30 protein-coding genes are annotated in these 26,299 nt (G+C 62.9%); 9 read left to right on the top strand and 21 right to left on the bottom strand.

Annotated elements, in window-relative coordinates:
* Window positions 1-15: 15 nt before the first annotated feature.
* The 3 genes from J2T23_RS19055 to J2T23_RS19045 form a co-directional block, all read right to left on the bottom strand.
* Window positions 16-1,365: an ABC transporter substrate-binding protein gene (locus tag J2T23_RS19055; RefSeq protein ID WP_141182126.1), complete on the bottom strand. Its 1,350-nt coding sequence runs from the start codon at window positions 1,363-1,365 to the stop codon at window positions 16-18.
* A 73-nt stretch (window positions 1,366-1,438) separates the two neighbouring features.
* Window positions 1,439-2,359, bottom strand: coding sequence for a carbohydrate ABC transporter permease (locus J2T23_RS19050; protein WP_141159778.1), 921 nt, complete (start codon window positions 2,357-2,359; stop codon window positions 1,439-1,441).
* Complete coding sequence (locus tag J2T23_RS19045) at window positions 2,356-3,315, bottom strand: carbohydrate ABC transporter permease (RefSeq protein WP_210418862.1); 960 nt, start codon at window positions 3,313-3,315, stop codon at window positions 2,356-2,358. Before J2T23_RS19045 ends, J2T23_RS19050 begins: the two co-directional genes overlap by 4 nt.
* Window positions 3,316-3,537: 222 nt before the next feature.
* Here J2T23_RS19045 and J2T23_RS19040 point away from each other — a divergent pair, with 222 nt between their 5' ends.
* The 8 genes from J2T23_RS19040 to J2T23_RS19005 all read left to right on the top strand — a co-directional run bounded on the left by J2T23_RS19040 (window position 3,538) and on the right by J2T23_RS19005 (window position 8,780).
* Window positions 3,538-4,470 (top strand): P1 family peptidase, encoded by a 933-nt coding sequence (locus tag J2T23_RS19040; RefSeq protein WP_307362609.1) that lies wholly within the window; start codon window positions 3,538-3,540, stop codon window positions 4,468-4,470.
* A gap of 171 nt (window positions 4,471-4,641) precedes the next feature.
* Window positions 4,642-4,863 (top strand): translation initiation factor IF-1, encoded by a 222-nt coding sequence (infA, locus tag J2T23_RS19035; RefSeq protein ID WP_009358723.1) that lies wholly within the window; start codon window positions 4,642-4,644, stop codon window positions 4,861-4,863.
* A 71-nt stretch (window positions 4,864-4,934) separates the two neighbouring features.
* Window positions 4,935-5,048, top strand: a complete 114-nt coding sequence (rpmJ, locus tag J2T23_RS19030; protein WP_009358722.1) for a 50S ribosomal protein L36 — start codon at window positions 4,935-4,937, stop codon at window positions 5,046-5,048.
* 184 nt (window positions 5,049-5,232) lie between these two features.
* A complete protein-coding gene (rpsM, locus tag J2T23_RS19025; RefSeq protein ID WP_003803743.1) occupies window positions 5,233-5,607 on the top strand; it encodes a 30S ribosomal protein S13 in 375 nt (124 codons plus the stop codon).
* A gap of 54 nt (window positions 5,608-5,661) precedes the next feature.
* Window positions 5,662-6,063: a 30S ribosomal protein S11 gene (gene rpsK / locus J2T23_RS19020; RefSeq protein ID WP_018760435.1), complete on the top strand. Its 402-nt coding sequence runs from the start codon at window positions 5,662-5,664 to the stop codon at window positions 6,061-6,063.
* Between the two features lie 130 nt (window positions 6,064-6,193).
* Window positions 6,194-7,204 carry a DNA-directed RNA polymerase subunit alpha gene (locus tag J2T23_RS19015; RefSeq protein ID WP_013601812.1) on the top strand — a complete coding sequence of 337 codons (1,011 nt, stop codon included), beginning with the start codon at window positions 6,194-6,196 and terminating at the stop codon, window positions 7,202-7,204.
* A 68-nt stretch (window positions 7,205-7,272) separates the two neighbouring features.
* Complete coding sequence (rplQ, locus tag J2T23_RS19010; RefSeq protein ID WP_307362604.1) at window positions 7,273-7,854, top strand: 50S ribosomal protein L17; 582 nt, start codon at window positions 7,273-7,275, stop codon at window positions 7,852-7,854.
* Between the two features lie 32 nt (window positions 7,855-7,886).
* Window positions 7,887-8,780: a tRNA pseudouridine synthase A gene (locus J2T23_RS19005; protein WP_307362601.1), complete on the top strand. Its 894-nt coding sequence runs from the start codon at window positions 7,887-7,889 to the stop codon at window positions 8,778-8,780.
* A gap of 15 nt (window positions 8,781-8,795) precedes the next feature.
* Here the strand turns inward: J2T23_RS19005 and J2T23_RS19000 are convergent, their stop codons facing one another.
* Entirely contained in the window at window positions 8,796-10,457 is a 1,662-nt protein-coding gene (locus tag J2T23_RS19000; RefSeq protein WP_307362597.1) for a sensor histidine kinase, read from the bottom strand.
* Between the two features lie 251 nt (window positions 10,458-10,708).
* Between J2T23_RS19000 and J2T23_RS18995 the strand changes: the two genes are divergently transcribed.
* Window positions 10,709-11,491: a response regulator transcription factor gene (locus J2T23_RS18995; RefSeq protein ID WP_141182120.1), complete on the top strand. Its 783-nt coding sequence runs from the start codon at window positions 10,709-10,711 to the stop codon at window positions 11,489-11,491.
* Window positions 11,492-11,494: 3 nt separating this feature from the next.
* Here J2T23_RS18995 and J2T23_RS18990 read toward each other — a convergent pair whose 3' ends face one another.
* The 17 genes from J2T23_RS18990 to J2T23_RS18910 all read right to left on the bottom strand — a co-directional run bounded on the left by J2T23_RS18990 (window position 11,495) and on the right by J2T23_RS18910 (window position 26,155).
* On the bottom strand, window positions 11,495-11,977 hold the full coding sequence (locus J2T23_RS18990; RefSeq protein ID WP_307362593.1) for an Hpt domain-containing protein: 483 nt from the start codon (window positions 11,975-11,977) through the stop codon (window positions 11,495-11,497).
* A gap of 94 nt (window positions 11,978-12,071) precedes the next feature.
* Window positions 12,072-12,956 (bottom strand): type II secretion system F family protein, encoded by an 885-nt coding sequence (locus tag J2T23_RS18985; protein WP_307362590.1) that lies wholly within the window; start codon window positions 12,954-12,956, stop codon window positions 12,072-12,074.
* Between the two features lie 7 nt (window positions 12,957-12,963).
* Complete coding sequence (locus tag J2T23_RS18980; RefSeq protein ID WP_141159787.1) at window positions 12,964-13,896, bottom strand: type II secretion system F family protein; 933 nt, start codon at window positions 13,894-13,896, stop codon at window positions 12,964-12,966.
* 10 nt (window positions 13,897-13,906) lie between these two features.
* The gene (locus J2T23_RS18975; protein ID WP_307362587.1) at window positions 13,907-15,391 is read right to left on the bottom strand and encodes a TadA family conjugal transfer-associated ATPase; all 1,485 of its coding nucleotides are present in this window, start codon (window positions 15,389-15,391) and stop codon (window positions 13,907-13,909) included.
* Window positions 15,391-16,584, bottom strand: a complete 1,194-nt coding sequence (locus tag J2T23_RS18970; protein ID WP_307362585.1) for a CpaE/TadZ family protein — start codon at window positions 16,582-16,584, stop codon at window positions 15,391-15,393. The genes J2T23_RS18975 and J2T23_RS18970 overlap by 1 nt, the downstream gene beginning before the upstream one ends.
* A complete protein-coding gene (gene cpaB, locus J2T23_RS18965) occupies window positions 16,581-17,330 on the bottom strand; it encodes a Flp pilus assembly protein CpaB (protein ID WP_307362582.1) in 750 nt (249 codons plus the stop codon). The genes J2T23_RS18970 and cpaB (J2T23_RS18965) overlap by 4 nt, the downstream gene beginning before the upstream one ends.
* A gap of 22 nt (window positions 17,331-17,352) precedes the next feature.
* On the bottom strand, window positions 17,353-18,402 hold the full coding sequence (locus J2T23_RS18960) for a pilus assembly protein TadG-related protein (protein ID WP_307362580.1): 1,050 nt from the start codon (window positions 18,400-18,402) through the stop codon (window positions 17,353-17,355).
* Complete coding sequence (locus J2T23_RS18955) at window positions 18,390-18,764, bottom strand: TadE/TadG family type IV pilus assembly protein (protein WP_175316331.1); 375 nt, start codon at window positions 18,762-18,764, stop codon at window positions 18,390-18,392. Before J2T23_RS18955 ends, J2T23_RS18960 begins: the two co-directional genes overlap by 13 nt.
* Window positions 18,765-18,851: 87 nt before the next feature.
* A complete protein-coding gene (locus J2T23_RS18950) occupies window positions 18,852-19,055 on the bottom strand; it encodes a Flp family type IVb pilin (RefSeq protein ID WP_175316332.1) in 204 nt (67 codons plus the stop codon).
* 261 nt (window positions 19,056-19,316) lie between these two features.
* Complete coding sequence (locus J2T23_RS18945) at window positions 19,317-19,529, bottom strand: Flp family type IVb pilin (RefSeq protein WP_175316333.1); 213 nt, start codon at window positions 19,527-19,529, stop codon at window positions 19,317-19,319.
* A gap of 8 nt (window positions 19,530-19,537) precedes the next feature.
* Entirely contained in the window at window positions 19,538-20,410 is an 873-nt protein-coding gene (locus J2T23_RS18940; protein WP_307362575.1) for a type II secretion system F family protein, read from the bottom strand.
* Between the two features lie 9 nt (window positions 20,411-20,419).
* A complete protein-coding gene (locus J2T23_RS18935) occupies window positions 20,420-21,373 on the bottom strand; it encodes a type II secretion system F family protein (protein ID WP_175316335.1) in 954 nt (317 codons plus the stop codon).
* Complete coding sequence (locus J2T23_RS18930; RefSeq protein ID WP_370871470.1) at window positions 21,374-22,819, bottom strand: TadA family conjugal transfer-associated ATPase; 1,446 nt, start codon at window positions 22,817-22,819, stop codon at window positions 21,374-21,376. It lies immediately after the preceding gene.
* A complete protein-coding gene (locus J2T23_RS18925; protein ID WP_307362570.1) occupies window positions 22,816-24,015 on the bottom strand; it encodes a CpaE/TadZ family protein in 1,200 nt (399 codons plus the stop codon). The genes J2T23_RS18930 and J2T23_RS18925 overlap by 4 nt, the downstream gene beginning before the upstream one ends.
* Entirely contained in the window at window positions 24,012-24,782 is a 771-nt protein-coding gene (gene cpaB, locus J2T23_RS18920; RefSeq protein WP_175316337.1) for a Flp pilus assembly protein CpaB, read from the bottom strand. The genes J2T23_RS18925 and cpaB (J2T23_RS18920) overlap by 4 nt, the downstream gene beginning before the upstream one ends.
* Before the next feature lie 18 nt (window positions 24,783-24,800).
* On the bottom strand, window positions 24,801-25,769 hold the full coding sequence (locus J2T23_RS18915) for a pilus assembly protein TadG-related protein (RefSeq protein ID WP_175316338.1): 969 nt from the start codon (window positions 25,767-25,769) through the stop codon (window positions 24,801-24,803).
* A complete protein-coding gene (locus J2T23_RS18910; RefSeq protein ID WP_254703244.1) occupies window positions 25,757-26,155 on the bottom strand; it encodes a TadE/TadG family type IV pilus assembly protein in 399 nt (132 codons plus the stop codon). The genes J2T23_RS18915 and J2T23_RS18910 overlap by 13 nt, the downstream gene beginning before the upstream one ends.
* Window positions 26,156-26,299: the final 144 nt, after the last annotated feature.

Raw genomic sequence — 26,299 nt, 5'->3', positions numbered from 1 at the left:
GCGTAGCGAATTCCGCTAGGACTTCAGCTTCGGCTTCACGTCCTTGTCGTAGATGCCCTGCAGCGTGGTCTTCAGGTCCGTCATGGTGGCCTTGACGTCGCCCTGCTGCGTGAGGATCTTCGCTGCGGACTTCGCCATTTCCTGGTCGGCGCCCGGCAGGAACACCCTGGCGTTGTCCTGGACCTTGGTCACCGCGAGCTGGTCCATGGCGGTTTTGATCTGCGGTGTCTTGGCCAGGACTGCCGTCATGTCAGCCGACTTGCGGGTGGGCATGTACCCGGTGGCGGCAGAGAACTCGGCGGTGCTCTCCGGCTGGGTGACGAAGTCCAGGAACATGCCGGCCGCGAGCTGTTCCTCCTTGGTGATGCCGCTGGGGATGCCCAGGCCCGCGCCGCCCGTGGGGCAGACGTTGGTCTCCGCTTTCGGGCCGCCGGGCAGGAAGCCAACGCCCACGTTGAACTTTGCCGATTTCAGGATTCCCAGCAGCGAACCGGTGGAGGAAATGGTGGTCGAGGTCAGCCCTGCGGAGAAGTCGTCCGCCGCTTCCTTGGAGGAGACGCCTGCCCACTTGTCCTTGTAGATCGAGTCCTGGGCCCACTGCAGTGCGGCCACGGAGTCGCTGGAGTCGCAGGTGATGTCCCATTCCTTGGACCAGCCACCGCCCCAGCCCCAGAGCATGTTCTGCAGCGTCCAGCCCGCGTACCCGGCAAGCGCTGGGTAGATGTAGGCGTACTGGGCGCCGGAGCTTGCCTTCAGCTTCGGGGCCCACTCAGCGAATTCCTGCCACGTCTTGGGTGCACGGTCCGGCAGCCCGGCTGCGGCGAAGTGGTCCTTGTTGTAGTAGAACAGCGGAGTGGACCGGCCGTAGGGGAGCGCCCACTGCTTGCCGTCGTATTTGTAGTCGTTGACCAGCGACTGCTGGAAGTCGTCCATCTTCATGTTCAGCTGCTTGGTCAGGCTGTCCACGGGAATGATGCTCCCGTTGGTGTAGTACCGGAACCACCACACGTCGGAGAGGACAACCACTCCGGGGAGGCCGGACTTGGCGGCCTGCGCAGTCTGGAACTTCTGGGCAATTTCCTCGTAGTTGGCCCCTGCCGTGACCAGGTTGACGGTGATGCCAGGGTTTTTGGCCTGGAACTTTTCAATCAGGCTCTTCTCAACGTCCTGTGACTGGCCCGGGTGGCTGGACCAGAAGTCGATCTTTGCCGCCGGCTTCACGCCGCTGAAGTCGATGTCGGCTGCCTGGGATGTGGCTTGGCCACCGCCGGTTGTCGAGGGTCCGCCGCATGCGGCCAGGGCAGCGGCAGAGGCGGTGGCCCCTGCCAGGCCCAGGAAGTGCCTCCGGTCCAGGTGAAGTGTCATGACAGTTCCTTTCGGTTGTTGCCTGCGGAAGGGGGGTACTAAAAGGTTGGGAAGTACGACGGCGGCCGGCGGCTTAGCCGGTCACGCTGCCCTGGGTGAGGCCCGCCACGATGTAGCGCTGCAGGGCCGCGAAGACGATCAGGATGGGAACGATGACCAGGACCGCGCCGGCCATGAGGACGCCCCAGCCGGCTGCGTTGCTTTCGTTGTTCTGCAGCAGGGTCAGGCCCACCGGCAGGGTCATGGTTTCCGGCCGGTCCGTGATGATGAGCGGCCAGATGTAGTCGTTCCATTCGGTCACGATGGTCACCAGCGCTACGGTGGCGATGGAGGGAACGGACACGGGGACCACGATCTGCCAGAGACGGCGCCAGTGCCCGGCCCCGTCCATCTCGGCCGATTCCAGGATGGACGCCGGCAGGGTCCGGAAGTGCTGCCGCAGCAGGAAGGTGCCGAACGCAGTGCCCAGGCCGGGGAGGATGATCCCCCAGAGGGTGTTCTTTCCGCCGATCCCCGCGATGAGGATGAAGTTGGGCAGGATGGACACCTGCGGCGGCACCATGAGGGCCACCAGGATCAGCAGGAAGATGAAGTTCCGGAACGGAAAGCGGACAAAGACCAGGGCATACGCCGTCAGGATCGCCAGGATCACTTTGATGGTGGCCCCTGCCAGCGTGACGATGGTGCTGTTCAGGAAGAACTGGCCGAACGGGACCGTGGTCATTGCGGTCCGGTAGTTCTCTAGGTTCAGGCTTTCCGGGAGGATTTTCAGGTCGGTGGTGACAATCTCGCCGGAAGTCTTAAAGGAGCTGAGCACCATCCACAGCAGGGGCAGGAATACCACCAGGGTGGCAATGATCAGGGGCAGGTAGCCGCCCACCACGGTCTGGACCAAGTTCCGGCGGGAGAACGGCCGGTCGGGACGCAGGCCCGGGTCTGGAGCGGAGACGGCGGGGGCGGTGGGGTCCGGGCTCACCGGTGAGAGGGACGTCACGAGTAATGAACCTTTCGTTCCACGAACCGCAGCTGGAGCACGGTGATCACCAGGAGGATGGCAAACAGGACCACGGAAATGGCTGCCGAGTAGCCGGCCCTGTTGTAGGCGCCGAAGGCCTGGAGGTAGGCCTCGTAGATCAGGGTGCTGGTGCCGGTGCCCAGTGGCGTCATGATCCTGATGAGGTCGAAGGCCTGCAGCGAGCTGAGCAAAGTGGTGATCAGGAGGAAGAACGTGGTGGGGGACAGCAGCGGCAGGGAGATGCTGACGAAGCGCCGGAACCCGTTGGCGCCGTCGAGGGACGCCGCCTCCATGACTTCGGTCGGCAGGGACTGCAGCCCGGCGAGGTACACCACCGCGCAGTAGCCCAGGTTCTTCCAGACGTACACCAGGATCACCATGACCAGGGACAGCTGGGGATCGTTGATCCACTGCGGGCTCTGCTGGCCGATGCCGCGGAGCAGCCAGGCAAGGACGCCATAGCCGGGATCGAAAATGAACAACCACACCAGGCCGACACCGACGCCGGAGAGGACATAGGGGGCAAAGACCGCGGACCGGGCGAACGTGGTGCCGCGGACCCTGGCGTTCAGGGCCAGCGCCACCAGCAGTCCCAGGATCATGGAACCGCCTACGGTGACCAAGGTGAAGACTGCCGTGGTGCCCAGCACCTTCGGTGCATCGTTGCTGGTGAAGAAGGTGACGTAGTTACCCAGGCCCACCACGGTTGCGGAGGGGGAACCCAGCGTCCAGTCCAGCGTGGAGTAGTACATGTTGCTGAACAGCGGCCGGTACGTGAAGACGGCGATCAGTATCAGGTTGGGCAAGGCCATGGCAAGGAAAACAAAGAAATCGCGGCGGTTCCTTGCGCTCCACCGCCTGTGGGGTATTTTAGCGGTGCTGCCACCGGGGCCAGCGGGCCTGGTGGAGGGTCGTGGGGAGAGTTGACGTGTCATGCGGATCTCTCACGGGTTTCGGAGCCAGCTCGTGGCCGGTCGCGGGTAAGGGGAATCAAGCCATTACTTCACCACATTGTCGGTGGGCGAAACCCCTGAAAAAGCCCTTCTCCTCAAATAGTTAACAAAGGCTTCGTTGCCCATTAACCCTGTGTTGTTTGCAGTCTCGCATAAAGTTTGCCGATGCGGCAGGGGCGCGCCAGCAGAGGGGACAATAGGGGAATGGGAACCCTTACCGATGTCCCGGGCATCCGCGTGGGCCACGTCCAAAAGAACACCGACGGCTGGCTGACGGGCGTCACCGTGGTCCTGCCACCCCCAGGTACGGTGGGCTCGGTTGACGTCCAGGGCGGCGGCCCGGCCACCCACGAAACAGACGCCCTCGATCCCACTACATTGGTCCGCACAGTGGACGCCGTCGTTCTCACCGGCGGCAGTGCCTATGGCCTGGCCTCTGCCACCGGTGCCCAGCGCTGGTGCGAGGAAAACGGCCGCGGCTTCGCCGTCCCCGGGGGAGTGGTGCCCATTGTCCCCGCCGCCGCCATCTTCGACCTGGGCAGGGGCGGGAACTTCTCCGCACGGCCGACGCCGGAGATGGGCTACGCGGCAACGGCCGCCGCAGCAGCACAAGGGGAAGGGCACGACGTCGGACGCGGCAATACCGGTGCCGGAACCGGGGCCCTTATCGGCAGGGGGCAGTACAAAGGGGGAGTTGGCACGGCGTCCGTCACGCTGGAGAACGGGGTTGTAGTGGGCGCGCTGGCCATAGTCAACGCACTTGGGCTCCCGTTTGGCGCGACCGCCCAGCCGGCGCAGCCCGCACACGGTGCCCCGCTCAATACCACTCTTGTCGTCGTGGCTACCAATGCCGTACTTGATGGGGCCGAATGTAAACGTACGGCCGCTGCTTCCCATGCCGGGATTGCCCGGGCCTTGAATCCGAGCCATACCCTGGCTGACGGGGACACCGTTTTTTGCCTGGCAACCGGCGCCGTCGCACTCGACCGCTCCGACGAAGCTGCCCGGCAGGTCAGCCTCGTCACGCTCCAGAGCGCGGCAGCCGACGTCGTCCGTTTGGCGATCCTTGACGGCGTGGCCGCAGCAGATCCCGTGGCCACCCCGGCCGGTGAATATGGTGCGTACCGCACCGCGTAGGCTACTATGGCCGATTTAACTTTTACCGGCCAACAGGGTAGTGTTGTTTGTTGGTTGTCTGGACTGCCACGCCCTTTTGGGCCTGGAGACGGCAATCGATCCAACAAAAACGTTCGTGGTCATGCCCGGTGCTATCCGGCGGGGCTGCGGCAACAACAGTTAGCGGAGGGTATGGCCAAGAAGGACGGGGTCATTGAGATCGAAGGCGTTGTGACCGAGGCGCTGCCTAACGCGATGTTTCGCGTTGAGCTCACCAACAAGCACATCGTTCTGGCACACATCTCTGGAAAGATGCGTCAGCACTACATCCGAATCCTCCCTGAGGACCGCGTAGTGGTGGAGCTGAGCCCGTACGACCTCACCCGTGGTCGTATCGTCTACCGCTACAAGTAAATTGCTGGGCTGCGGCAGTGCAAGCTGACCGTTGCTCCAGTTGACCAAACTGCTACACGCAAAGGAATGCCATGAAGGTCAAGCCGAGCGTCAAGCAGATCTGCGAAAAGTGCAAAGTGATCCGCCGTAATGGCCGGGTCATGGTGATCTGCGAGAACCCGCGCCACAAGCAGCGCCAGGGCTAATTTCCTTCCCTGAAGGAAATCCTGGGTTGCTAACCCACGCAAGTAAATAAAGGCAGCACAAGCTGATCTGGAACATTGAGCTCGAAAGAGTCCGGACAGCTAACCCCCGGTCGGAGGCTGGGGCCGCACGGAACGTGCGGGTGTACTGCCTACGACCTCCGGTTTATCAAGGAGTACTGCCACTATGGCTCGTCTCGCTGGCGTAGACATTCCCCGCGAAAAGCGGCTGGAAATTGCGCTTACTTACATCTACGGCGTGGGCAAGACCCGTGCACACGAAACCCTGGCTGCCACTGGCATCAGCGCTGACGTCCGCGTCAAGGACCTGACTGATGCCCAGCTGGTTGAGCTGCGTGACTACATTGAAGGCAACTACAAGGTTGAGGGTGACCTTCGCCGCGAAGTAGCAGCAGATATCCGCCGCAAGGTTGAGATCGGCAGCTACGAAGGCCTGCGCCACCGCAAGGGCCTGCCCGTACGCGGTCAGCGTACGAAGACCAACGCACGTACCCGCAAGGGCCCGAAGCGTACCGTCGCCGGCAAGAAGAAGGCCCGTTAAAAATCCCGCCCGGGATTTACGGACTTTCCCCAATAACTTTCTGTAGGAGAAAAAATGCCCCCGAAGACTCGTGGCGCGGTTCGCAAGCCGCGTAAGAAGGACAAGAAGAATATCGCGCTTGGCCAGGCGCACATCAAGAGCACCTTTAACAACACCATCGTTTCCATCACGGATCCGAGCGGCGCTGTTATTTCCTGGGCTTCCTCCGGTGAGGTTGGCTTCAAGGGCTCGCGCAAGTCCACCCCGTTCGCTGCCCAGATGGCTGCCGAAGCCGCTGCCAAGCGTGCGCAGGAGCACGGCATGCGCAAGGTAGACGTTTTCGTCAAGGGACCGGGTTCCGGACGCGAAACCGCCATCCGTTCGCTGCAGGCCGCAGGCCTTGAGGTTGGCTCCATCCAGGACGTCACCCCCGCAGCGCACAACGGCTGCCGCCCGCCGAAGCGCCGCCGCGTCTAATTCTTTTCCGCAGCAGGAGCTTGCCCGGACCAGTGATGGTCCGGGCAAGCCCAGCGCGTTAAGTCTTCAGACCGAATTTCCACCACCTGTGTTGCGTCATATAGCGGATGCTCGCCGAAAGGAAACCTAAGTGCTCATTGCACAGCGCCCCACCCTCTCCGAAGAGGTCGTCTCCGAAAACCGTTCGCGTTTCATCATCGAACCGCTGGAACCGGGCTTCGGCTACACCCTCGGAAACTCCCTCCGCCGTACCCTGCTCTCCTCCATCCCCGGTGCTGCCGTAACCAGCATCCGGATCGATGGTGTGCTGCACGAGTTCACCACGGTTCCGGGTGTCAAGGAAGATGTCACCGAGATCATCCTTAACATCAAGAGCCTCTCGGTTTCCTCCGAGCACGACGAGCCTGTCGTGGCTTACCTGCGCAAGCAGGGCCCCGGAGTCGTCACCGCCGCGGACATCGCTCCGCCGGCCGGCGTCGAATTCCACAACCCGGATCTGCACATCGCCACGCTGAACTCGAAGGGCAAGTTCGAACTCGAACTGACCATCGAGCGCGGCCGCGGCTACGTTTCGGCAGCTCAGAACAAGTCCGGCGACGCAGAGATCGGCCGTATCCCGGTTGACTCCATCTACTCGCCGGTGCTGAAGGTTACTTTCCGCGTGGAAGCAACCCGTGTTGAGCAGCGCACCGACTTCGACAAGCTGATTGTCGACGTCGAGACCAAGCAGGCCATCGCCCCGCGCGATGCCGTTGCTTCCGCAGGCACCACCCTGGTGGAACTGTTCGGTCTGGCCCGTGAGCTGAACACCGCAGCTGAAGGTATCGAGATCGGCCCGTCGCCCACCGACGCTGCCCTGGCAGCCGACATGGCACTGCCGATCGAGGATCTGGACCTCACCGTCCGTTCCTACAACTGCCTCAAGCGTGAGGGCATCCACACCGTGGGTGAACTCGTTGCCCGCTCCGAGGCTGACCTGATGGACATCCGCAACTTCGGTGCCAAGTCCATTGACGAGGTCAAGGCAAAGCTGGTTGAACTGGGCCTGTCCCTCAAGGACTCGCCTCCCGGTTTTGACCTCGCAGCACGCGCCGCAGCAATCGAAGAGGACGACGCCGCTTTCGGCGACGACGAACTCTAAACCAGACCTTGGCCGGCGGGCAGCACCATGGTGTGCCGCCCACGGCTTCCACATGAGGAGAAACAATTATGCCTACCCCCACTAAGGGTCCGCGCCTCGGCGGCGGCCCGGCTCACGAGCGTCTCATGCTCGCGAACCTGGCCTCATCCCTGTTCGAGCACAAGCGGATCACCACCACGGTGACCAAGGCCAAGCGCCTGAAGCCGTACGCAGAGCGCCTGGTGACCTTCGCCAAGCGTGGCGACCTCGCTTCCCGCCGCCGCGTGCTCGGCCTGATCAGCAACAAGGGCGTCGTCCACGAGCTGTTCACCGACATCGCCCAGGCTGTCGAGAACCGCGACGGCGGCTACACCCGCATCACCAAGATCGGCAACCGCAAGGGCGACAACGCTCCCATGGCTGTCATCGAACTGGTCCTCGAGCCGGTTTCCGCGAAGCAGGCCGTAGTTGCTGAGGCTACTTCCGCTGCAAAGCGCGACGCCGACAGGAAGGAAGCTGCTGCTGCCCCCGCTGCAGAAGAAGCTCCCGAGGCCGAGGTCGTCGAGACCGAAGCTGCTGAGGCTCCTGCCGAAGAAGCTGCAACCGAAGAGGCACCCGCCGCTGAGGAAGCTGCCGAGGCTCCCGCAGCTGAAGAGAAGGACGCGAAGTAATTCGCTGATTCTCTTCGCATAGACTTAGGTCTGTGAACCACCAAAAACCCGCGGCCCCCGTTCCAGGGGGCGGCGGGTTTTTGCGTATCCGGCTTGACCTTTCGTACGACGGCGGCCCGTTCAGCGGGTGGGCGCTGCAGCCCGGCCTGCGCACTGTCCAGGGCGTCCTGGAGGAAGCCATCGAGTTGCTGGTCCGGCGCCGGGTGCGGGTCACAGTTGCCGGGCGGACCGACGCCGGCGTGCACGCCCGGGGCCAGGTGGTCCACCTGGACCTCACCGAAGCCGAGTGGCTGGGGCTGCCGCGCGGGCACGAACTTGATCCCGCCGTCGCCATGCTGCGCCGCCTCCGCGGTGCCCTGAACCGGTCCCTGGGTGATCTGCACGGGGCGGTGGAGGTCCACAATATCTCGCCGGCCCCCGCTGGCTTTGATGCTCGCTTTTCCGCGCTCTGGCGGCGCTACAGCTACCGGATCGCCGACGGGCCCGCCCTGTGGGACCCGCTGGAGCGGTACTTCACGCTGTGGCACAAGAACCCGCTGGACGTGGACCTGTTGAACCAGGGTGCATCACAGCTGCTGGGCCTGCAGAATTTCCTGTCTTTCTGCAAGCCCCGCGAAGGAGCCACCACCATCAGGGAACTGCAGCGCTTTGAGTTCCGGCGCGGCGAGGACGGCGTCATTGTGGCCACCGTCCAGGCGGACGCGTTCTGCCACAACATGGTGCGGGCCCTCATCGGCTCGGCACTGTACGTGGGGGAAGGCATTGAAGAACCGGGCTGGCTGCACGAGCGTCTGCTGCTGCAGAAGCGGGACGCCAAGTCGGTCCTCGCGGCTCCCCATCCGCTGGTGCTGGAAGAAGTGGCCTACCCCTCGGACAGCGAAATGCTGGCCCGCGCCGAACAGACCAGGGCGGTCCGCGAGCACTGATCCTTTGTCGCGTTGCTAGAACGACGGCGGCGGACCCTCTGCGGGGAGCGTCACCGTGAACGTGCTGCCCTGGCCTTCCCCGCTCTCGCACATGATGCTGCCGCCGTGGCGCTCCACGATCATCCGGGTGATGGAGAGGCCCAGGCCTGCACCCGGGATGGCCGCCTTTTGCGCCGATTCGGTCCTGAAGAAGCGGTTGAAGACTTTGGCGGCGTCGTCGTCGGAGATGCCCATCCCGGTGTCGCTGACGCTCAGCCGCACCCACTCCGGATCCGTCGTCGCGCTGATGCTGATCCGTCCGCCGTCCGGTGAGTACTTGATGGCGTTCGAGACCAGGTTGTCCAGCACCTGCCCGATCCTCAGCGGGTCCGCGTAGGCCCACAACGGTGAGGGGACGTCGGCTGCGATCTCCACATGGGACCGCTGCGCCGAGGCCAGGGCTGAGCTGAGGCTGGTCTCCACCAGGCTGGCGAGGTCTGTCCGCTTGGGGTGGACGTTCAGGGCGGTGGTGGCGGTGAGGTCGGCCACCAGCTCCAGGAGCCGCTCAGCATTCCGCTGGACCACCAGGAGCCGCTGGGCCAGGTGCGGTGGCAGGCTGTCCGCCTCTTCCAGGACCAGGTCCACGTTGCCAATGATGGAGTTCAAGGGGTTCTTGAACTCGTGCGAGACGTTGGAGATAAGGTCCTGGTTGGCGGCCAGGGATTCCACCCAGCCCGTGACGTCGGTGTAGACCACAACGGCTCCGGTGAGCCTGCCGTCCTCGCTGACCAATGGACGCGCCGCCGTGGATACCGCGCGCTGATCCGGGCCTTCACCAGCCCACACCAGGTAGTCGGCGAAGGATTCCCCCGCCATGGCACGGCTGATGGGCCGGCGGTCAGGCGGAAGCAGCGTCCGCCGGTCCTGGCCGAAGATGAGCTGGTGCCCCTGGCCCGGGATGGCGTCGTCAGCGCCCGTGGCGCGGCGGAAGTTGCGCTGGCGGCTGTTGGACACCAGGAAGTGGCCGGAACGGTCGACGGCGGCAATTCCGACGTCGGTGGCGTCCAGGACGGTTTCAAGCAGCTTCTCCCGTTCCCGGCTTGCCGCCAGCAGGTCCCGGAGCTCACGGTCCTTCTCTGCCAGCTCGCGCTGCTGCAGGCGCAGGTTCACGCTCGCGAAGCGGATCGCCAGGGAAACGGCGAGCATCATCACGGGGAAGAGCACCACCGTGGTGAGGTCTGATGCCGTGACGGCGGGAAGATGGCCAATCGCTGTGGGAGCCATGATGAAGAACGGCCCCAGGAAGCTGAGCACCAGGCTGGTGCGGGCCAGCATGCCGGATGCGGAGAGCCAGATGACCGGGAAGACCGCCAGGACGGCCAGCCCCGGCAAGAGCGGTGCCGCACCGTTGCGCATAAGGCCAATCGCCAGGAAGTCCAGGACGGGGACCAGCAGGTACGGCCTGTGCGGCAGGCGTTCCCAGGGAACCAGGAAGCACGCCAGGAACAGGAGTCCGTGCAGGGCCACGCCGGCCCCGTACCAGGGACTTCCCAACAAGGATGGCCACGCGGAGGGCGTGATCAGTGCGATAACGGCCACCACCACGGTCAGGGGAAGCTGGCACAGCACCACTTGGGCGCGTGGTCCCAGCCGCCGGAAGATGCGGCCGGGCCCGCGGTGGAACAATGGCTCAGCCATGTTTCTGACTCGTACCCCTTCACAACTGGATGGCAGGCCCCGCGGGGTCTTTCTATTGCTTTCCCTACCCCGCTTCTTACCCTTTCCGCTCCATACTGCACATGTCTTGTCATAATAATTGACTTTTCAATTTTCGGGGCGAATTCAGCTGTGATCAGCAGGGCTTACTAGTAGCGTATAAATGGTTGGAGCGGGAATGGCATTGGCGCTGGGCCAATGGGGGGCCATCTCCGCCTGGCGCAGGGATAGCAATGGACGATCTTGGTGTAGCTGTAGTAATCGAAGATGACGCGGATGTACGGAACCTCCTGGAAGGCGTACTGACACAAGCGGGCTTCGAAGTGCATACAGCTGTTGATGGGCGGGCCGGGGTTGAGGTGGTCCGCAGCAAGCAGGCCAACGTTGTTACGCTCGATATTGGCCTGCCGGATATTGACGGCTTCGAGGTTTTGCGGCGAATCCGGAATTTCAGTAACGCGTACGTGGTGATGCTGACGGGACGGACGGAAGAACCGGACCTCCTGTCGGCTCTGAATGCCGGCGCGGACGACTACATTGCCAAACCCTTCAGGCCGCGGGAACTCCGGGCCAGGGTGGCGGCAATGATGCGCAGGCCCCGGCACGAGGTCGCGGGGGAGCAGCCGTCCCCGTCGCACTGGGGACAGGCCGCGGCCCCTGCCGTACACGCCGACCCGGCGGTGCTGCAGCACAACGGCCTCCTCCTGAACCACCGGACACGCACGGTGGAGGTCAAGGGTGAGCCGCTGGGACTGACCCGCAGTGAATTCGACCTGCTGCACGTCCTGCTCAAGGGCGGCGGTGCCGTGTGCACCAGGGCTGACCTGGTGCGCGCCGTACGGGGCGACTTCTATGACCACGACACGTACATCAGCGAGGCGGATGAGCGGGCCGTGGAGGTGCATGTGGGAAACCTGCGGCGCAAGCTCAAGGAGGACCAGCTGTCTCCGCGCTGGCTGCAGACCGTCCGCGGGGTGGGCTACCGGCTCGCACCGCGCAGGCCCGATGACGCCTGAGCGTCAGCCGTTTTCCAGGATGTAGGTCGACTGGAGCTCGGACACCGTCCGGGCTCCATCCTGGGCCACCCCCGCCATCATGGCCTGTCCCTGGAGAAAGTCGCCCTTCCGGATGAGGCCTTCGAGGACTTCGGCGAGCCTGGCCAGCCGGACACCGCCCACCATGGCAGAGCTGATCTTCAGGCTGATGACGGCATCCAGGGCGGCGGCCTCGTCCTGGGTGTCCACGGCTGTTCCCAGCCGCGCCAGGCGCAGGTCCCACATGGCGGCGTAGTCGCGGGCGAAACGCTGGGCCAGTCCTGAACCGGCCAGTTCGTCCTCGAGTTCGGCCAGCACGGATGCGTCAATCAACGGCAAGAGCGCAGCCGCTTCGAGTGAGAGGGCCGTGCGTGCCGCCGGCCCGGGAGCGGCAGGCAACGGGACCCCGGCCAGCGGGGAGCCCACAGCGGGGCTCTTTCCGCTGGAACCGGGATCCTGACTCTGCATTGTTCAAGGCTACTTCCTGGAAATCCTTCGGCGTCCAATTTCTTATCATTCTGTGTAAACCTTGAGGCAACCTTGCCGTCGCCCTGCGTATCGATTATTGTCCGCTGAACGTCATCACCGTATTGATCACGGCCGGTCCCAGGATGGCGATGAAGAGGACCGGAAAGATGAAGAACAACAGCGGGAAAAGGATCATGACCGGCAGCTTCATGGCTTTTTCCTCGGCCCGCTGGCGCCGCTTGACGCGCATTACCTTCGCCTGGACACGCAGGACCCGGCTGATGGCGATGCCGTACGTGTCGGCCTGGACCACTGCCTGCACGAAGCTGCGCAGCTCAGGGATGCTGGTCCGTTCCGCCAGGGCGATGTAGGACTCACGGCGGCTGCGTCCCACCTGCATGTCCTGGAGGGTGCGGACCAGTTCCTCGGCCAGCGGGCCCTTGCCGTTCTCGCCGGCGCGTGCCATCGCGCCTTCGAAGCCGAGCCCTGCCTCCACGGAGATCAGCATCTGGTCCAGCGTGTTGGCCAGTTCAAGCTGCATGGCCTTCTGCCGCTCCTGGCCCTTGCTGTAGAGGAGGAGGTCCGGGATGAAGTAGCCAAGGACCAGGACAAAGATGCCGGCGAGCTTCATCAACGGGCTGCTTCCGATGCCCGCGAGCCAGCCGCCCACCGCCACGCCCGCCAGGCCGAGGGCGAGCTTGGACCCCAGCACCTTTCCCAGCGGCATTGAGGCGGGGCGGCCGGCGAGGGACAGCAGCCGGTCCAGGAAAGCCACGTAGGCCGGGGGCGTGAGGCGCCGGCCGATGCCTTCCAGCAGGCTCGGCGTGGATGCAGGTGCAACTGCGGCGGGCGGGGCGCCACGGGAGAGGAGGTCGGTAACCGCGACGCGGCCCTGCTTGTCCACGGTGAGGACGGACCAGGCCATGGCACCCAGGGGGATGCAGACCAGCAGGACGGACAGCAGGACGATGAGGTTCATGGGGTCCTCAGAACTTCAGGTCGATAATCTTGCGCATCCACAGCGCACCGATGGTCATCAGGACAAAGGAGGCACCGATCATCACCCAGCCCAGCGGATGGGTGAACATCGCGTTCATGTAGTTGGGGCTCACGGCCAGCAGCATGGCCACAATGCCGAACGGCATCGCGATCAGGATGTAGGCGGAGAACTTGCCTTCCGCGGCCAAGGCCTTGATGTGGCCCTTGATCTCTGCGCGCTCGCGGATGGTTTCGTTGACCTGGTCCAGCACCTCAGCCAAATTGCCGCCCACCTCGCGGTTGATCTGGATGGCCTGCGAGATCCACACGAAGTCCTCGTTTTTCATCCGGTCGGCGGTGTCGTTGAGGGCGGCGAGCAGGTCGCGGCCAAGGCTGGTCTCGGTGATCACCCGCCGCATTTCCTCGGAGGTGGGCTTCTGCGATTCGGTCGCCGCGGCGTCGATGGCGCGCAGGATGCTGTGCCCTGCGCGCAGGCCGCCGGAGAGCAGCTGCAGGGTGTCACCCAGCTGGCTGTCGAAGGCGGTGCGGCGCTTGCCGGCCAGGAATCCGAGGACCAGTTTGCCCACGAAGGGTGCCAGCAGGGCCAGGAGCAGTCCCATGACGGGGCCAACAGTGACCAGGCCCACCAGCATGCCGACGCAGGCGCCGATCCCCACCAGGAGGAAGAACTCGGCCTGGCTGAGCCGCAGGCCTGCGTTCTCCAGTTCGGCCCGGGCAAAGAGCTTGACCTTCCGGCCGGCGAGGAGGCGTTCGAAGGACCTGACTGCGGACAAGGCCACGCGGGTCAGCGAGGATGGCGGCTCGGGTTCAAACGGGCGACGGCGGTCCAGCGGCACCGAGGGTGCGCTTGGCAGGAGCACGGCCACGCCCAGCAGGCAGATGGCTGCGAGGAGGATAACGCTTCCGATGGCGATGATCATGGGCCCGTCCCTATTTCACGCCTGGACCAAGCGGCGTCGCAAACACCGCGGGTGACACGTGGATGCCCAGGTCCTCGAACCGGTCGATGAAGCGGGGACGGATGCCGGTGGCTACGGGCCGGCCCAGGAACCGGCCCTGCGCGTCAACGCCTGCCGAGTAGTCGAAGATGAAGGCGTCCTGGAGGGTGACGATGTCCCCTTCCATGCCCTGGACCTCCGTGACGTGGGTGATCCGGCGGGAGCCGTCGCGGAGCCGGGAGATCTGGATTATGAGGTTCACGGCGGAGGCGATCTGTTCGCGGATGGCGCGCAGCGGCAGGTCCATCCCCGCCATGAGCACCAGGGTTTCCAGGCGGGCCACGGCATCGCGGGGCGAGTTGGAGTGCACGGTGGAGAGGGAGCCGTCGTGGCCGGTGTTCATGGCCTGGAGCATGTCCAGCGATTCACCGCCGCGGACCTCGCCCACCACGATCCGGTCCGGGCGCATACGGAGGGAGTTGCGGAGGAGCTCGCGGATGGTGACTTCGCCCTTGCCCTCGGTGTTCGGCGGCCGGCTTTCCAGCCGGACCACATGTTCCTGCTGGATCTGCAGTTCCACGGCGTCCTCGATGGTGACGATGCGTTCGTCATGCGGCAGGAAGGAGGACAGGACGTTCAGCAGCGTGGTCTTGCCCGTGCCGGTACCGCCGGAGACGATGATGTTCAGCTTGGCCTTGACGCAGGCGTTCAGCAGCTCGGCCATTTCCGGCGTGAGCGTGCCGAAGTCGATGAGGTTGCGGACGGTCAGCGGGGTTTTGCTGAACTTTCGGATGGTCAGCGACGAGCCGCCGACGGCCAGCGGCGGAATGACCGCGTTTACACGGGAACCGTCCTCCAGGCGGGCATCCACCAGCGGGGAGGACTCATCGATGCGGCGGCCTACCTTGGACACGATCCGTTCGATGACCTTGCGCAGGTGCTCCTCGGAGCTGAAGCGCGACTCGGTGAGCGTCAGCTTGCCTTTGCGTTCCACATAGATCTGGTCCATGCGGTTGACCATGATTTCGGTAACGGCGGGATCGTCCAGGAGGCGCTGCAGGGGGCCGTAACCCAGCACGTCGTCGGCAACGTCCTGGACCAGGCGGGTGCGTTCCTCCGGGGTCAGCGGCACCTGCTCGGCGTCGACGATGCGGGTGAGTTCCTCCTTAGCGGTGCTCCGCAGTTCCCGTTCACTTACGGCTGCGTCGTTGAAGCGCGTCCCCATCCGTTCGAACAGTGCGGTGGCCGCCCTGTCCTTCATGGCTGCAAAGACATCCACCCGGGGTGCCGTGGGCACCAAGGAGGTGCCGGCGTCGTGCGTTGAATGCACGACGGCGGCGTGCGCCGGCTGGTGCCGCTCCGTGCTTTCCGAGGGGGAAGGCGAAGGCGCGGGGGCCGGGCGGGGCGGCTCCAGCAGCGCGGTGCCCGACGCCTGGTTGCGCGACTGGACCGCGTTGATGCGCTCGGAGAGTTTCATCAGATGACCACCCTTCGGTGAAGTTTCCGCTGGGCCTGCGTGCGCCATGCCGGGTTGAAGCGCTCCACCAGCTGGCGGAGGCTCTTGACGGCGGAGTCCTTCTTGGATTCCTGGAGGACGGGGATGCCGCGGTTGGTGGACAGGGCCACGGCGCGGGAGCGGGGAACGCTGACGTCCACGGGCGCGCCGATGGTGGATTCGACATCCCGGACGTTCAGGCCGGATTTCGCGTCGGCCATGTTCAGCACCACGTGGCGGGATTCGGGCATGATGTCCAGTTGGCGCAGGACCTCAAGGCCGGAGCGGAGGCCGCGGAGGCTGGGGATGTCCATGGCGCTGACCCAGACCACGTCGGTGCACTGTTCCATCGCGGCGAGGCCGATTTCGGGCATCCCGGGCGCGGTGTCGATGACCACGTACTGGAATTCCTGGGCCAGCTGTTCCAGAAGGTGGCCGATTTGTTCAGGGGTGATGTGGTCCGCGTCCACGGGGTTGGGCGGGGCGCACAGGGCGTAGATGCCGGCCGGGTGGACCGTGAGGAAGGCCTTCAGGACCAGGGAGTCCTGCGCGGCGGCAGGGGAGACGGCGTCAGTGACGGTGTGCTGCGGATTGAGGTAAAGGCCGGAGGCGACGTCCCCGAACTGCAGGTCAAGGTCCACGATGACCACGCTCATGGGCGCGATCTGGCCAAGGCCGATGGCAATGTTGGTGGCCAGCGTGGTCTTGCCGACGCCGCCCTTGGGGGAGAAGACGCCGATGACCAGGCCGCTGCCGCTCTCCGTCTGCTGCGCCTCCGGGCCGCGGTGGCGCGTGGCGAAGGACTGGCAGGCGCGCTCCAGCAGCACCCTGATTTCCGCGGCGTCGGCCTGCGGGCTCAGGATGTCGCGGATGCCGGCGCGCATGGCGTAGAGGACGTAGTCGGGGTCCACGTCGCTGACCAGGACCAGGCTGAGGCCAGGCAACTGGACGTCGAATACCTTGGCGAACCGCAGCGCCTCTTCATACGGGACGTCCGGGCCGATGATGAGGACCTCGGGCTGTTCCTGGTTGAGGAGGCCAAACAGCTCCGCGGGACCTGCGGGGAGGATGTCGCTGGCGATGGTCTGGACGGTGCCGCGCAGGCCGTTGGCGACGGCGGCGCGCAGCTTCTGGTCGAAGTCGCCGTTGGGGGAGAGGAGGACGAAGCGGCTCATTTGTACACGTTGTCCTTCCTGGCGATGAAGCCGCCGTTGTCCTGCGCGTCGAGGGGTTCCTTGGTGAGCCAAAGGCTGCCGTTGAGGTTCGTGTAGATGATCTTGCTTGCATCCACGTCACTCACCGCCACGGTCACCATGAAAGAGCCTTGGGGAAGGGTGGTGTCCTGCGGGTTTGTGCCGTCGGTGGGCTTGGCAGTTGGTTGCGCGGCGCGCTGGACGGCGGTGACAAGGACTTTACGCAGGGAGAGCTGCGTGGTGGGCTCACCGGGCTTGTTCTTGTCCGCGCCGCCCGCAAAGCTGAATCCGATGGCCACATGGTCCCCGGCTTCAAGCCGGCCACCGACAACCATCTTGGGTTCCAGCTCGAAGGTCACTTCCTGCAAGCCGTCGGGCACTTTGGCGGCACTGCTGCTCTTGGCGTCTTGAGGGGCGATGAGGCGTTCGGCGAGGAGCTGTTCGCCGGGGACCAGATCGACGGCGGCCACGGTCCCGCCCTTGCCATCCAGCGAGGTGAGCGCAGTGGCGGCTACACCGGCTGCGGGCACGTCCTCGATGACGAGCGAAGCCGTCATGTCATTCACCGGGGTTCCGGCGGGGATGGCCTTTTGGACGACCAGCACTTTCTTGGGGTTCGTGGTGGCCATCGCCCGTGCGTCGGCGCCGTTCGCGTAAACGATGATGAGAAGGGCTCCCACAAGCGCCAGGGCTACGGCGGCCGCGCCAGCGAGCATGCGAGATTTCACTTTTTCTCCTGATGGGATAGCGCTAGAGGGTCGGGCGGACGATGGTTGCACCGTAAGGGCTGACGGGGCCCAGGGTGTAGCCGTCCGCGAGGGAAACGTAGGTGACGAACTTGCCGATGATGCCGCGGCAGTTTCCGGTACATTGGGTAGCCGTGGTAACCCCTGTAGCTGTGGACTTGGTGCTTTGGAATTCATAGGGCAGGCCTGTGCCGCCGCTGAACTTCCAGCCGGTGACGTCGAAGGCTGCAAAGGAGACCAGGCTGTAGATCGCTCCCGATCCAGTGCCGGTGATTTTGTTGAAGACGGGAAGCAGCACGATGACCTTCTTGCCGGCTGCGATGTCTGCACCCCAGCCGTTAAGCGTGGCATCGCAGTTGCCAGGCGCGTTGTTGCCCGGGTCGCTGCCGCCCTCGCTCACTGCCAGGTCGATGGTGCCGCCGCATTTTCCGGCATCCTGGACAAGCCATCCGTAGCCGCCGGACACCGCCGCTCCTGAGGGCCCGTAATTGCACGAGGCATTGGCATTCTGGCCATGGTCCTGGAGAAGCTGCAGGCCGCCGTCGACATAGCCCTTGACCTGGCAGATGGAAAAGGCAAGCGGGAAAGCAGTGCGTCCGGCTTTGGGGCTGCCCCAAACAGCCGACGCCTTCGCACCAACCTCTTTGGATGGGATGCCCAGCACTCCGGCAAAGAAGAGGGAGACCGAATTGTCCGGAGCTCCCTTTTCCCTGGATGTGGTGGTGACCGAAACAGTCCTGGCCGTTGTGTCTAACTGGATGTTGTTGACGTTGCTCATGCCGTCCAGCGCGTTTTGGTTCGCCAGGCTGCCGGCGAGCGTGGACGTCGTCGAACACAGCGGGTCTGCTGCATTGCGCGCGCACTTTTGTGCGACGGCGATTGCGGAAGCGTCCGCACCGTTCTGCAGCTGCGCACGCTCGGAATAGATCACCCCGACGTCGACTGCGATGGCCACGAAGCCGAGGAGGGTCACCAGGAGGATGGCAACGATGACGCTGATGGCGCCGCGCTCGCCGTGCTCAGTGGCGCGGTTGTTCCTACTCAGCCGCCGCACAGCATTACCCCTTTGCCTGTCATCGGGAACGGGCCGGCGATGCCGGTGATGGTTGAGAGCGTGTACTTGATGGTCAGCGTTATCTGGTTCCCCGTGCTGCAGGTGGTGCTGCTGAGCGTGATGTCTGAGACGGGAATGGTGCTGCTGACGGATGCGGCCGCGTTTTGCGCTGCTTTCTTGGCGGCGGTGGGATCGTTGTTGATCGCCATGACCCGCACCCCGTCGCGGGCTGCGTTGGTCAGGGTGATCTGGGCGTTGTACGCCCGGCCGAATTCGATAGTTCCCAGCACAAGCATCAAGAGGAGGGGCAGCAGGATCGCGAATTCGACGGCGGCCGCGCCGCGCTCCGAATCACGTTTCACCTGCTGCACCTCCTCTTATTTTGCTTGTTTCCGCCGGGCAGAGTGCCGCCGTTCCAATATGGGGTCCGGAACGGTTGGCGGGGGGTGCTACGGGGAGGGGATGGCGGTGGAGGTGGGGTGCGCAATGTCCTTGGTAACACCGCTGAAGAGGGTGCCGAGCTGGCCGCCGAGCGTGCTGACCGCGACGATGATGACGACTGCGATGAGGGCGACCATGATGCCGTATTCAACGGCGGTTGCGCCCTTTTCGCTGCGAAGACGGATCATGATGTTGGTGTAGAGAGAAAGCATCTGAGACTCCTGTGCGAGACGGATTGGCTGGCCTGCACCAGCACTGGATCGAAGTTAGCAACGCTTGATCCGGTGTTGACCCGATCTTGCAACATCCTGCGCAAAGCCTTTACGCAGGGCCTTTTTCCTGCGCTTTTGGTGGGTTTTTCCTGCGTCAGCGGTGGGCTACCGGACCTTGGCACGCAAAAGGACCCCCTCGGTTCTGGGTGCCGAGGGGGTCCGGTTCTTGGAGCGCCGCAAAGTGCGATGGGCGGGCGTCCCCTAGGGGAGGCCGAGCGCGGCCTTGAGCCCGGTGGTGAGGTGGTCGAAGAAACCGTTGAGCGATAGCCCGAACAGGCCCACTCCGGCCACGATCACAATGGCAATAAAACCGACCGTGATTCCATATTCCGTGGCGGTTGCGCCGTCTTCCTCAGCCCTTAGGCGTTGCGTAAAACTTCGGATCAGCCACAAGGCCTGTACTAGTTGCGTCATGGTTCCTCCTAGGAGAACGCAGCGATGATGTTCATGACTGCCGGCCCCAGCAAGATGATGAAGAGGGTCGGGAAGATAAAGAAGATCAGCGGGAAGAGAATCTTCACCGGAATCTTCATGGCGTGTTCCTCGGCACGCTGGCGGCGCTTCATCCGCATTTCGTGGGCTTGGACTTTCAGTACCTTGGCGATCGCGATTCCGTATGCATCCGCTTGAACAATGGCCCGGATGAATGAGCGTAGGTCGGGAACGTCAACACGGTCGGACATGGCCAGATAGGCTTCCTTGCGGGAGCGGCCGACCTGCATGTCTTGCAGAGTTCGCATCATCTCATCAGCTAAGGGGCCGCCTCCGTTTTGCGCTGTGCGGGCCATAGCGGCTTCAAATCCGAGACCCGCTTGGACAGAGATCAACATCTGGTCCAGAGTGTTCGGCAGTTCCTGTCGGATTTTGTCCCGCCGCTTCTCAGCATTACTGCGGATTAAGAGGTCCGGTGCAAAATAGCCAAATGCAAGAGCGGCAATGAGAATCGCGAAACGTGCTGGCTCTGGCGAAGCGAGAAAATAAAACAGCGCCATAAGTCCGGCACCGAGAGCGAGCAGCGGTTTCACCACCAATAGTCGCTCAAGGGGCCACTCCTTGGGTCGTCCCAGGGCAGCGAGCTGCTTGTCCAGCCAAGCGACATAGCGAACTGGCGTGACCTTGCGAGCAGCGGCGCTGAATTCGAGGGTCAAGCTTTGCGGAGCAGCGTTCCTGGCTCGTTGTCCTAGGTTCGCCTGAATGTTGCGAAGGGCAACTCTATCTGTGGCTGTAACTGACCACACAAGATAGGTTATGGGCAGAATGATGGCGAATATGGCTCCGAGAGCAGTGGGTGACATGTCGCGCTCCTAGTACTTCGGCTTAATCAGCCGGCTAAGCCAAAAGCCGCCGGCAGTGAGCATTACGGCCGCAGCGCCTAGCATCAGGAACCCAGGAACTGTAGTCGTGAACGTTTTCGCATATTGACCGTTGATCAAGATCAGTGCGAAGAACAAAACCACCGGCAGTCCCATGAGAACAGCAGCTGACATCTTTCCTTCGGCACTTAGCGCCTTCACCTGACGGCGAATCTGGTTGCGGTCGCGGATAGTTTCGCCGACATGATCAAGTACTTCCGCCAAATCTCCGCCCACCTCCCGGTGGATCTCGATGGCCTGGGAGATCCAGCTGAAGTCTTCGCTTCCCGTGCGGATAGACACTTCTGTCATTGATTCCCCCAAGTCGCGGCCGATCCTGGTTTCATTGACGATCCTGCTCAGTTCTTCCGACATTGGCGCGTCACTTTCACGTGCTGACGCGTCGATAGCCCGCAAGAGGGAATGACCGGCTCGCATGCTTCCCGTAAGCATTTGCAGGGTGTCGGGCAGTTGCTCGTCGAACTTACTCTTGCGCCTGGCGATAAGGACCGAAAGATAGGCGAGCATCCCGGCGGGAACAACTGCAAGCAGAACGATCGCGAAGAAGAGTCCCCCAAGGAGGAAACCGAATACGCTACCTGCCAGCGCTCCTGCGCCCATCATGAGCAGAAAGTCCGCGGGCTGGGCCTTCAGCCCGGCCCGTTCCAGCTTCTCGCGAGTAATCAGGAAGTTGTTCTTTCCCTTAAGTCGCTTGTTGATGGCGCCAACGGCGGTGTCGGTCAGCACGGTAAGCCTGGAAGCGCTTGCGGGCACATCAGGGCGGCGGCGTGAGAGCGGGATTGTATTTCCGGGTTTCAGAACGACTACGAAAGTGACGATGATCGATGTGAAGATCATTAACACCCCCGCCACCAGGATCATGATCGGGGCTTCTGGAGTTTCCATCTACCGGCTCCTCGGCCCTTGGGCTCCGAATACGGAGGGAGAAATCCTGATTCCCAGTTCTTCGAACCTGTCCGTAAACCGCGGACGAACCCCCGTCGGAACGGGCTTCCCAAGGAACCTTCCGTTCGCGTCAATGCCGGCGGAGTAGTCGAAGACGAAAGCGTCCTGAAGCGTGACGATGTCGCCCTCCATCCCCTGGACTTCAGTTATGTGTGTCACCCTCCGGGTTCCGTCGCGGAGCCGGGAGATATGGACAATCAGGTTGACCGCGGATGCAATTTGCTCGCGGATTGCCCTGAGTGGGAGGTCCATCCCTGCCATAAGGACGAGGGTCTCCAGTCGGGCCACGGCGTCACGAGGTGAGTTTGCGTGGACCGTTGATATCGAGCCGTCGTGACCGGTGTTCATCGCCTGGAGCATATCTAGCGATTCGCCCCCACGGACCTCGCCGACAACGATGCGGTCAGGCCTCATCCGGAGGGAGTTGCGAACCAGGTCACGTATGGAGACTTCACCTTTGCCCTCAATATTCGCTGGCCGGCTCTCCAACCTGACCACGTGGTCTTGTTGGAGCTGCAGTTCGACGGCATCCTCAATGGTGACAATGCGGTCTGTGGCAGGGATGAATGACGAAAGGACATTCAGCATCGTCGTTTTTCCCGTGCCCGTACCGCCGGAAACGATGATGTTCATTCGGGCCAGGACACAAGCCTGGAGCAGTTCGGCCATTTCGGGAGACAGGCTTCCAAAGCTGATCAGTTTTTGTACCGTCAGCGCCTCCCGCCCGAACTTTCGGATTGTCAGAGAGGCACCGTTGACGGCCAACGGAGGGATGATGGCGTTTACGCGCGATCCATCAGCCAGGCGCGCATCCACGAGGGGGGAGGATTCGTCGATCCGTCGACCTATCCGGGTGACGATCCGTTCGATTACTCTACGCAGCGCCTCCTCGTTGCTGAACTTAGTGTCAGTGAGAAACAGGTGGCCGTTGCGCTCCACGTAGATCTGGTCTGCCCTGTTGACCATGATCTCTGTGACTGACGGGTCATCGAGGTACCGCTGCAGCGGCCCATGTCCCAGGACATCGTCGATGATCTCCCGTGTCAGTCGTTGCCGCTCACCCTGTGACAGAGGGACCTGTTCCTCATCAACCACGGCCTTCAGCTCGTCCTTCACGAACTGATGGAGTTCGGCCTCCTCAAGGGATGAGTCTGTAATTCGGGAGCCAAGCCTCTCGTAGAGTGCCTGGCTGGCACGTTCCTTGAGCCCTGTGAGTGCCTCACTCGCAGTCCCACCGGTAACTTCAACTGTCACGGGGATTTGGGCTTGCTCTGCTGCCTGGGCCTGCTGGATAGCGCCCAGAGTCGAGGCGGCATGTGGGGAGATTGCGGGTGCAACGGGATCGGACTCGCCACGCATCTTCGCAAAACGGTTAGAGAGACTCACTGCACTACCGCCCTTCTGTGGACCTTCTTCCGCGGCGCTTCCCAGTTAGGTTTGAAACGCTCGACCAACTTCCGCAGCCCCTTGGCTGCTCCGTCCCGGCTCCCGTCCTGAAGCAGGGGGACTCCCTTGTTTGTTGAGAACGGCACCGCACGGGATTTGGGAAGAACTACATCAACGGGAGCGCCGATGGTGGCCTCCACGTCCTGGACCGTAAGACCTGTATGCCGATCAGCCATGTTGAGGACAACGTGCCGGTTATCGGGTAGCAGGTCGAGCTCGGACAAGATCTGGAAGCCGGTTCGCAATCCACGAATGCTGGGCACATCCATGCCGCACACCCAGACGGCGTCCGTGGCTTGCTCAAGCGTGGCGAGCACGTGCTCGCCCAGACCGGGTGCGGTGTCGACCACCACATATTGGAACTCGGCTCGCAGCTGGCGCAGCAGGTGGCTGATATTTTCCCCGGTTATACGGTCCATATCGATGGGATTGCGGGGCGCACAGAGGACGTAAATGTTGCTGGGGTGCAGCGACAAATATGTCTTGAGCACCATTGCGTCCTGGCTAGCGGCGCCAACAACAGCCTCTGTGATCGTGAATTCAGGTTCAAGCATCAGCCCGCTTGCAATGTCGCCAAACTGGAGATCCAGATCGACGACCACCACGCTCATTGGTGAGACCTGTCCCAAGCCGATCGCAAGGTTGCTTGCCACCGTCGTCTTGCCGACGCCGCCTTTGGGAGACATGACAGCGATGACCCGCCCCCCTTCAGCGGCTGGACGCTCAGCAGTGTTAGGAGCCAAACCACGCCGACGTCCGGCGGCGGCAAGGCTGGCCCGTTCCACCAATGCCCGGACCTGGTCCATATCTGCTGCCGGCGGGATGAGGTCGCGAATACCGGAACGCATGGCGTTCAAAGCAAGCTCGCCGTCGTCTTCCGCGGCCAGAACGATGCTAATTTCCGGGTACTGGAGGTCCATTACCGCTGCGAACTTGAGAGCTTCGTCCTGCGGAAGGCCAGGTCCGAGAATCAGTACCTCAGGAGGTTCGCCCGCTTGTTGCCGAAGGATATCGTCAGGGGATTCGGGGAGATAGGCGGCTTGAAAGAACTGCAATGAGCCACTGAGGGGTGCTACAGACGCCCGGACTTTTCGTTCGTAGTCGGTGGACGGCGAGATCAGAATGAAGCGGCTCATTTGAATACCTTTGTCTGGTTGACGACACCTTGGGTGCCTTCGGTGGCGTCGGCCGGCTCTTTCGAGAGGTAGACCTTTCCAAACTCAGCGGCGTAGACCAGCTTTTCGGTATCAACGGCGTCTCTGGCAAATGTAATCAGGTAAGAGTCGCTGGTTGCCGGCTTGTTCTCGCTGGCGGCGTTGAGGGCACTCGAAGAGCTACCTTGAGTTGATTGCGCCTGCGTCTGCGCCGCGGCCCCTGAGCTAAACTGAACAGCCGTGACCAGAACCTTGTGGAACGTCAGTTGGGTTCCGTTTCCACCGCCCGCGGAGTCGGCCATGGAGATAAAGACGCCTACTGTGTCGCCGGCTTGGATCTTGCCGCCGACCACCCGCTCAATCCCCAAGCGAAGAGTGATCTCCTGGAGCCCGGCAGGAACTGCCACTCGGGAGGGCCCGAGGTAGGCATTTGCATCCACAAGGCGGCTGCTGAGGAGCTGCTCGCCGGGCACCAATGCTACTGACGTGACCGTTGATCCCAACGAGCCCAGATCGTGGACCCCATCGGCTGCGACGGCAGTACGTGGCACGGCTTTGGTAGTCACGTATTGGGCGAGTTGACTAGCCGGCGTTCCGGCAGGGATGTTCTGTTTTACAACTAATACGTCTTCTGTTTCCGTGTTCGCCAATGCGCGTCGGTCCGCGCCTTGGACGTAGTTGAAAAGAAGGACCGTGCCAATGACTGCAACAACCAGCGCGGCGATGCCTCCCAGTAGGCGTGCTTTCATTACTTTCCCCTTAGATTTTTACTTGACCAGATGTGGCGGCAGATCGACCCCGCCACCGTCATAGCCGCCGCCACCGTAAAGCGTCGGGTCGGCTACCCATTCGACGAACTTGCCTCGGACGCCGCGATTGCTACCACCAAGGCCTGTCAAATCGCCGCCCTCAGCTCCGGGGAAGCTGTATCCGAGGAGAAGGAACGCGGCATAGCCCTTGATGTAGTACTTGCCACCCGCGCCAGTGCCACTGGCAGGCGTGAAGACCGGAAACAGAACCACCTTGTTCAAATAGGTGGGAATGAGTGGTTTACAGTCCGATGGGATGCTCAATCCGGTATTCGTCTTGGCATATGGGTCCGTAACGCCAGCCGTTGTTGGGTCGTCCGGATATACGGTGGCTTGGCACTTGCCCGGGTCCGGCATTAACCATTCAAATCCGCCAGGTATTACCGCACCCGAAGGGCTGTCACTCGTACAGGTTTCACTGCCGTGAGTCAGGATCGTGTGAACCGATCCATCGACATCGAACTGGCATGGAGCGAACGTGATAGGCAACGTAGCAGGGCCCGACCCTGGCGACCCCCAGGCAGCCGTTGAGGTAGCACCTACTGTGACCGGTCCTGAGTTCAGCGCGCTTGCAAACATTTTTGCCAAGAAACTGTTGGAGCCGTTCCGTGTGGATGTCGTCACCGTGACCTGCCCGGCGACACTCAGGTCCACTGCCGCGTCGCTGGCACCGTCGTTGGAGTTTGCGTTCGCAAGAGGGCCAGCGAGTGTGGCCACACACGGTCCCGGAGAGCAGCTCTTGGCCACGGCAAGTGCACCGGCGTCCGCGCCGTTCTGCAGTTGTGCGCGCTCCGCGTAGATCTGTCCGACGTCAACAGCCATGGCGCCGGCACCGATGAGGACCAGCATCATGACGGCCACCATGACGCCGGCCACACCGCTTTCACGGGATCCTGGATCATCCTGGATTCTGGTTAGCCACCGCATTGCATGGCTCCTTTGCCTTGAAGAACCAATGAGGACCCGAAAAAGCCTGTGAGGGAAGTACCGGAGTACGTAACGGTTACGGACGCAGTTGGCGTTGGAGTCACCGCCGGGCACATAGCTGCCGAATAATCGAAACTCAGCAGGGCGGTGTTTATGGAGGGTGCGCCTGTCTTTCCGGCCGCAGTTGCCTTCGCGGCATCGTGGGTGATCGCCATGGTTCGTGCCGCCTCGCGAGATGCCTGCGTGACAGACACCTGGATGTTGTATGCGTTCGAGAACTCGACAATGGCGATAATCAGTGCAATTAGAATCGGGGCGACGAGCGCGAATTCGACTGCAACGGCACCCCGCTCACCGTTATCTGGAGTCCTGTGGCTGCGTTTCAAAGGGTCCCCCTGGACAGTTGCAGCTTGAAATGGGTCGGGGGGGGGGGGGGGGCGCCGCCGGGCCCCCCCCGCGGGTGGTTTGACGCAGCCCCCCCCCCCCGCCCCCGCGTTGTATAGATTTTTGATATTAAAACCAACAAATAT

It is taken from the genome of Pseudarthrobacter niigatensis (assembly GCF_030812615.1).
In the GTDB taxonomy this organism is placed as follows: domain Bacteria; phylum Actinomycetota; class Actinomycetes; order Actinomycetales; family Micrococcaceae; genus Arthrobacter; species Arthrobacter niigatensis.
The sequence above is the reverse complement of the archived record's forward strand: the minus strand, read 5'-3'. Positions and strand labels throughout refer to the sequence as shown.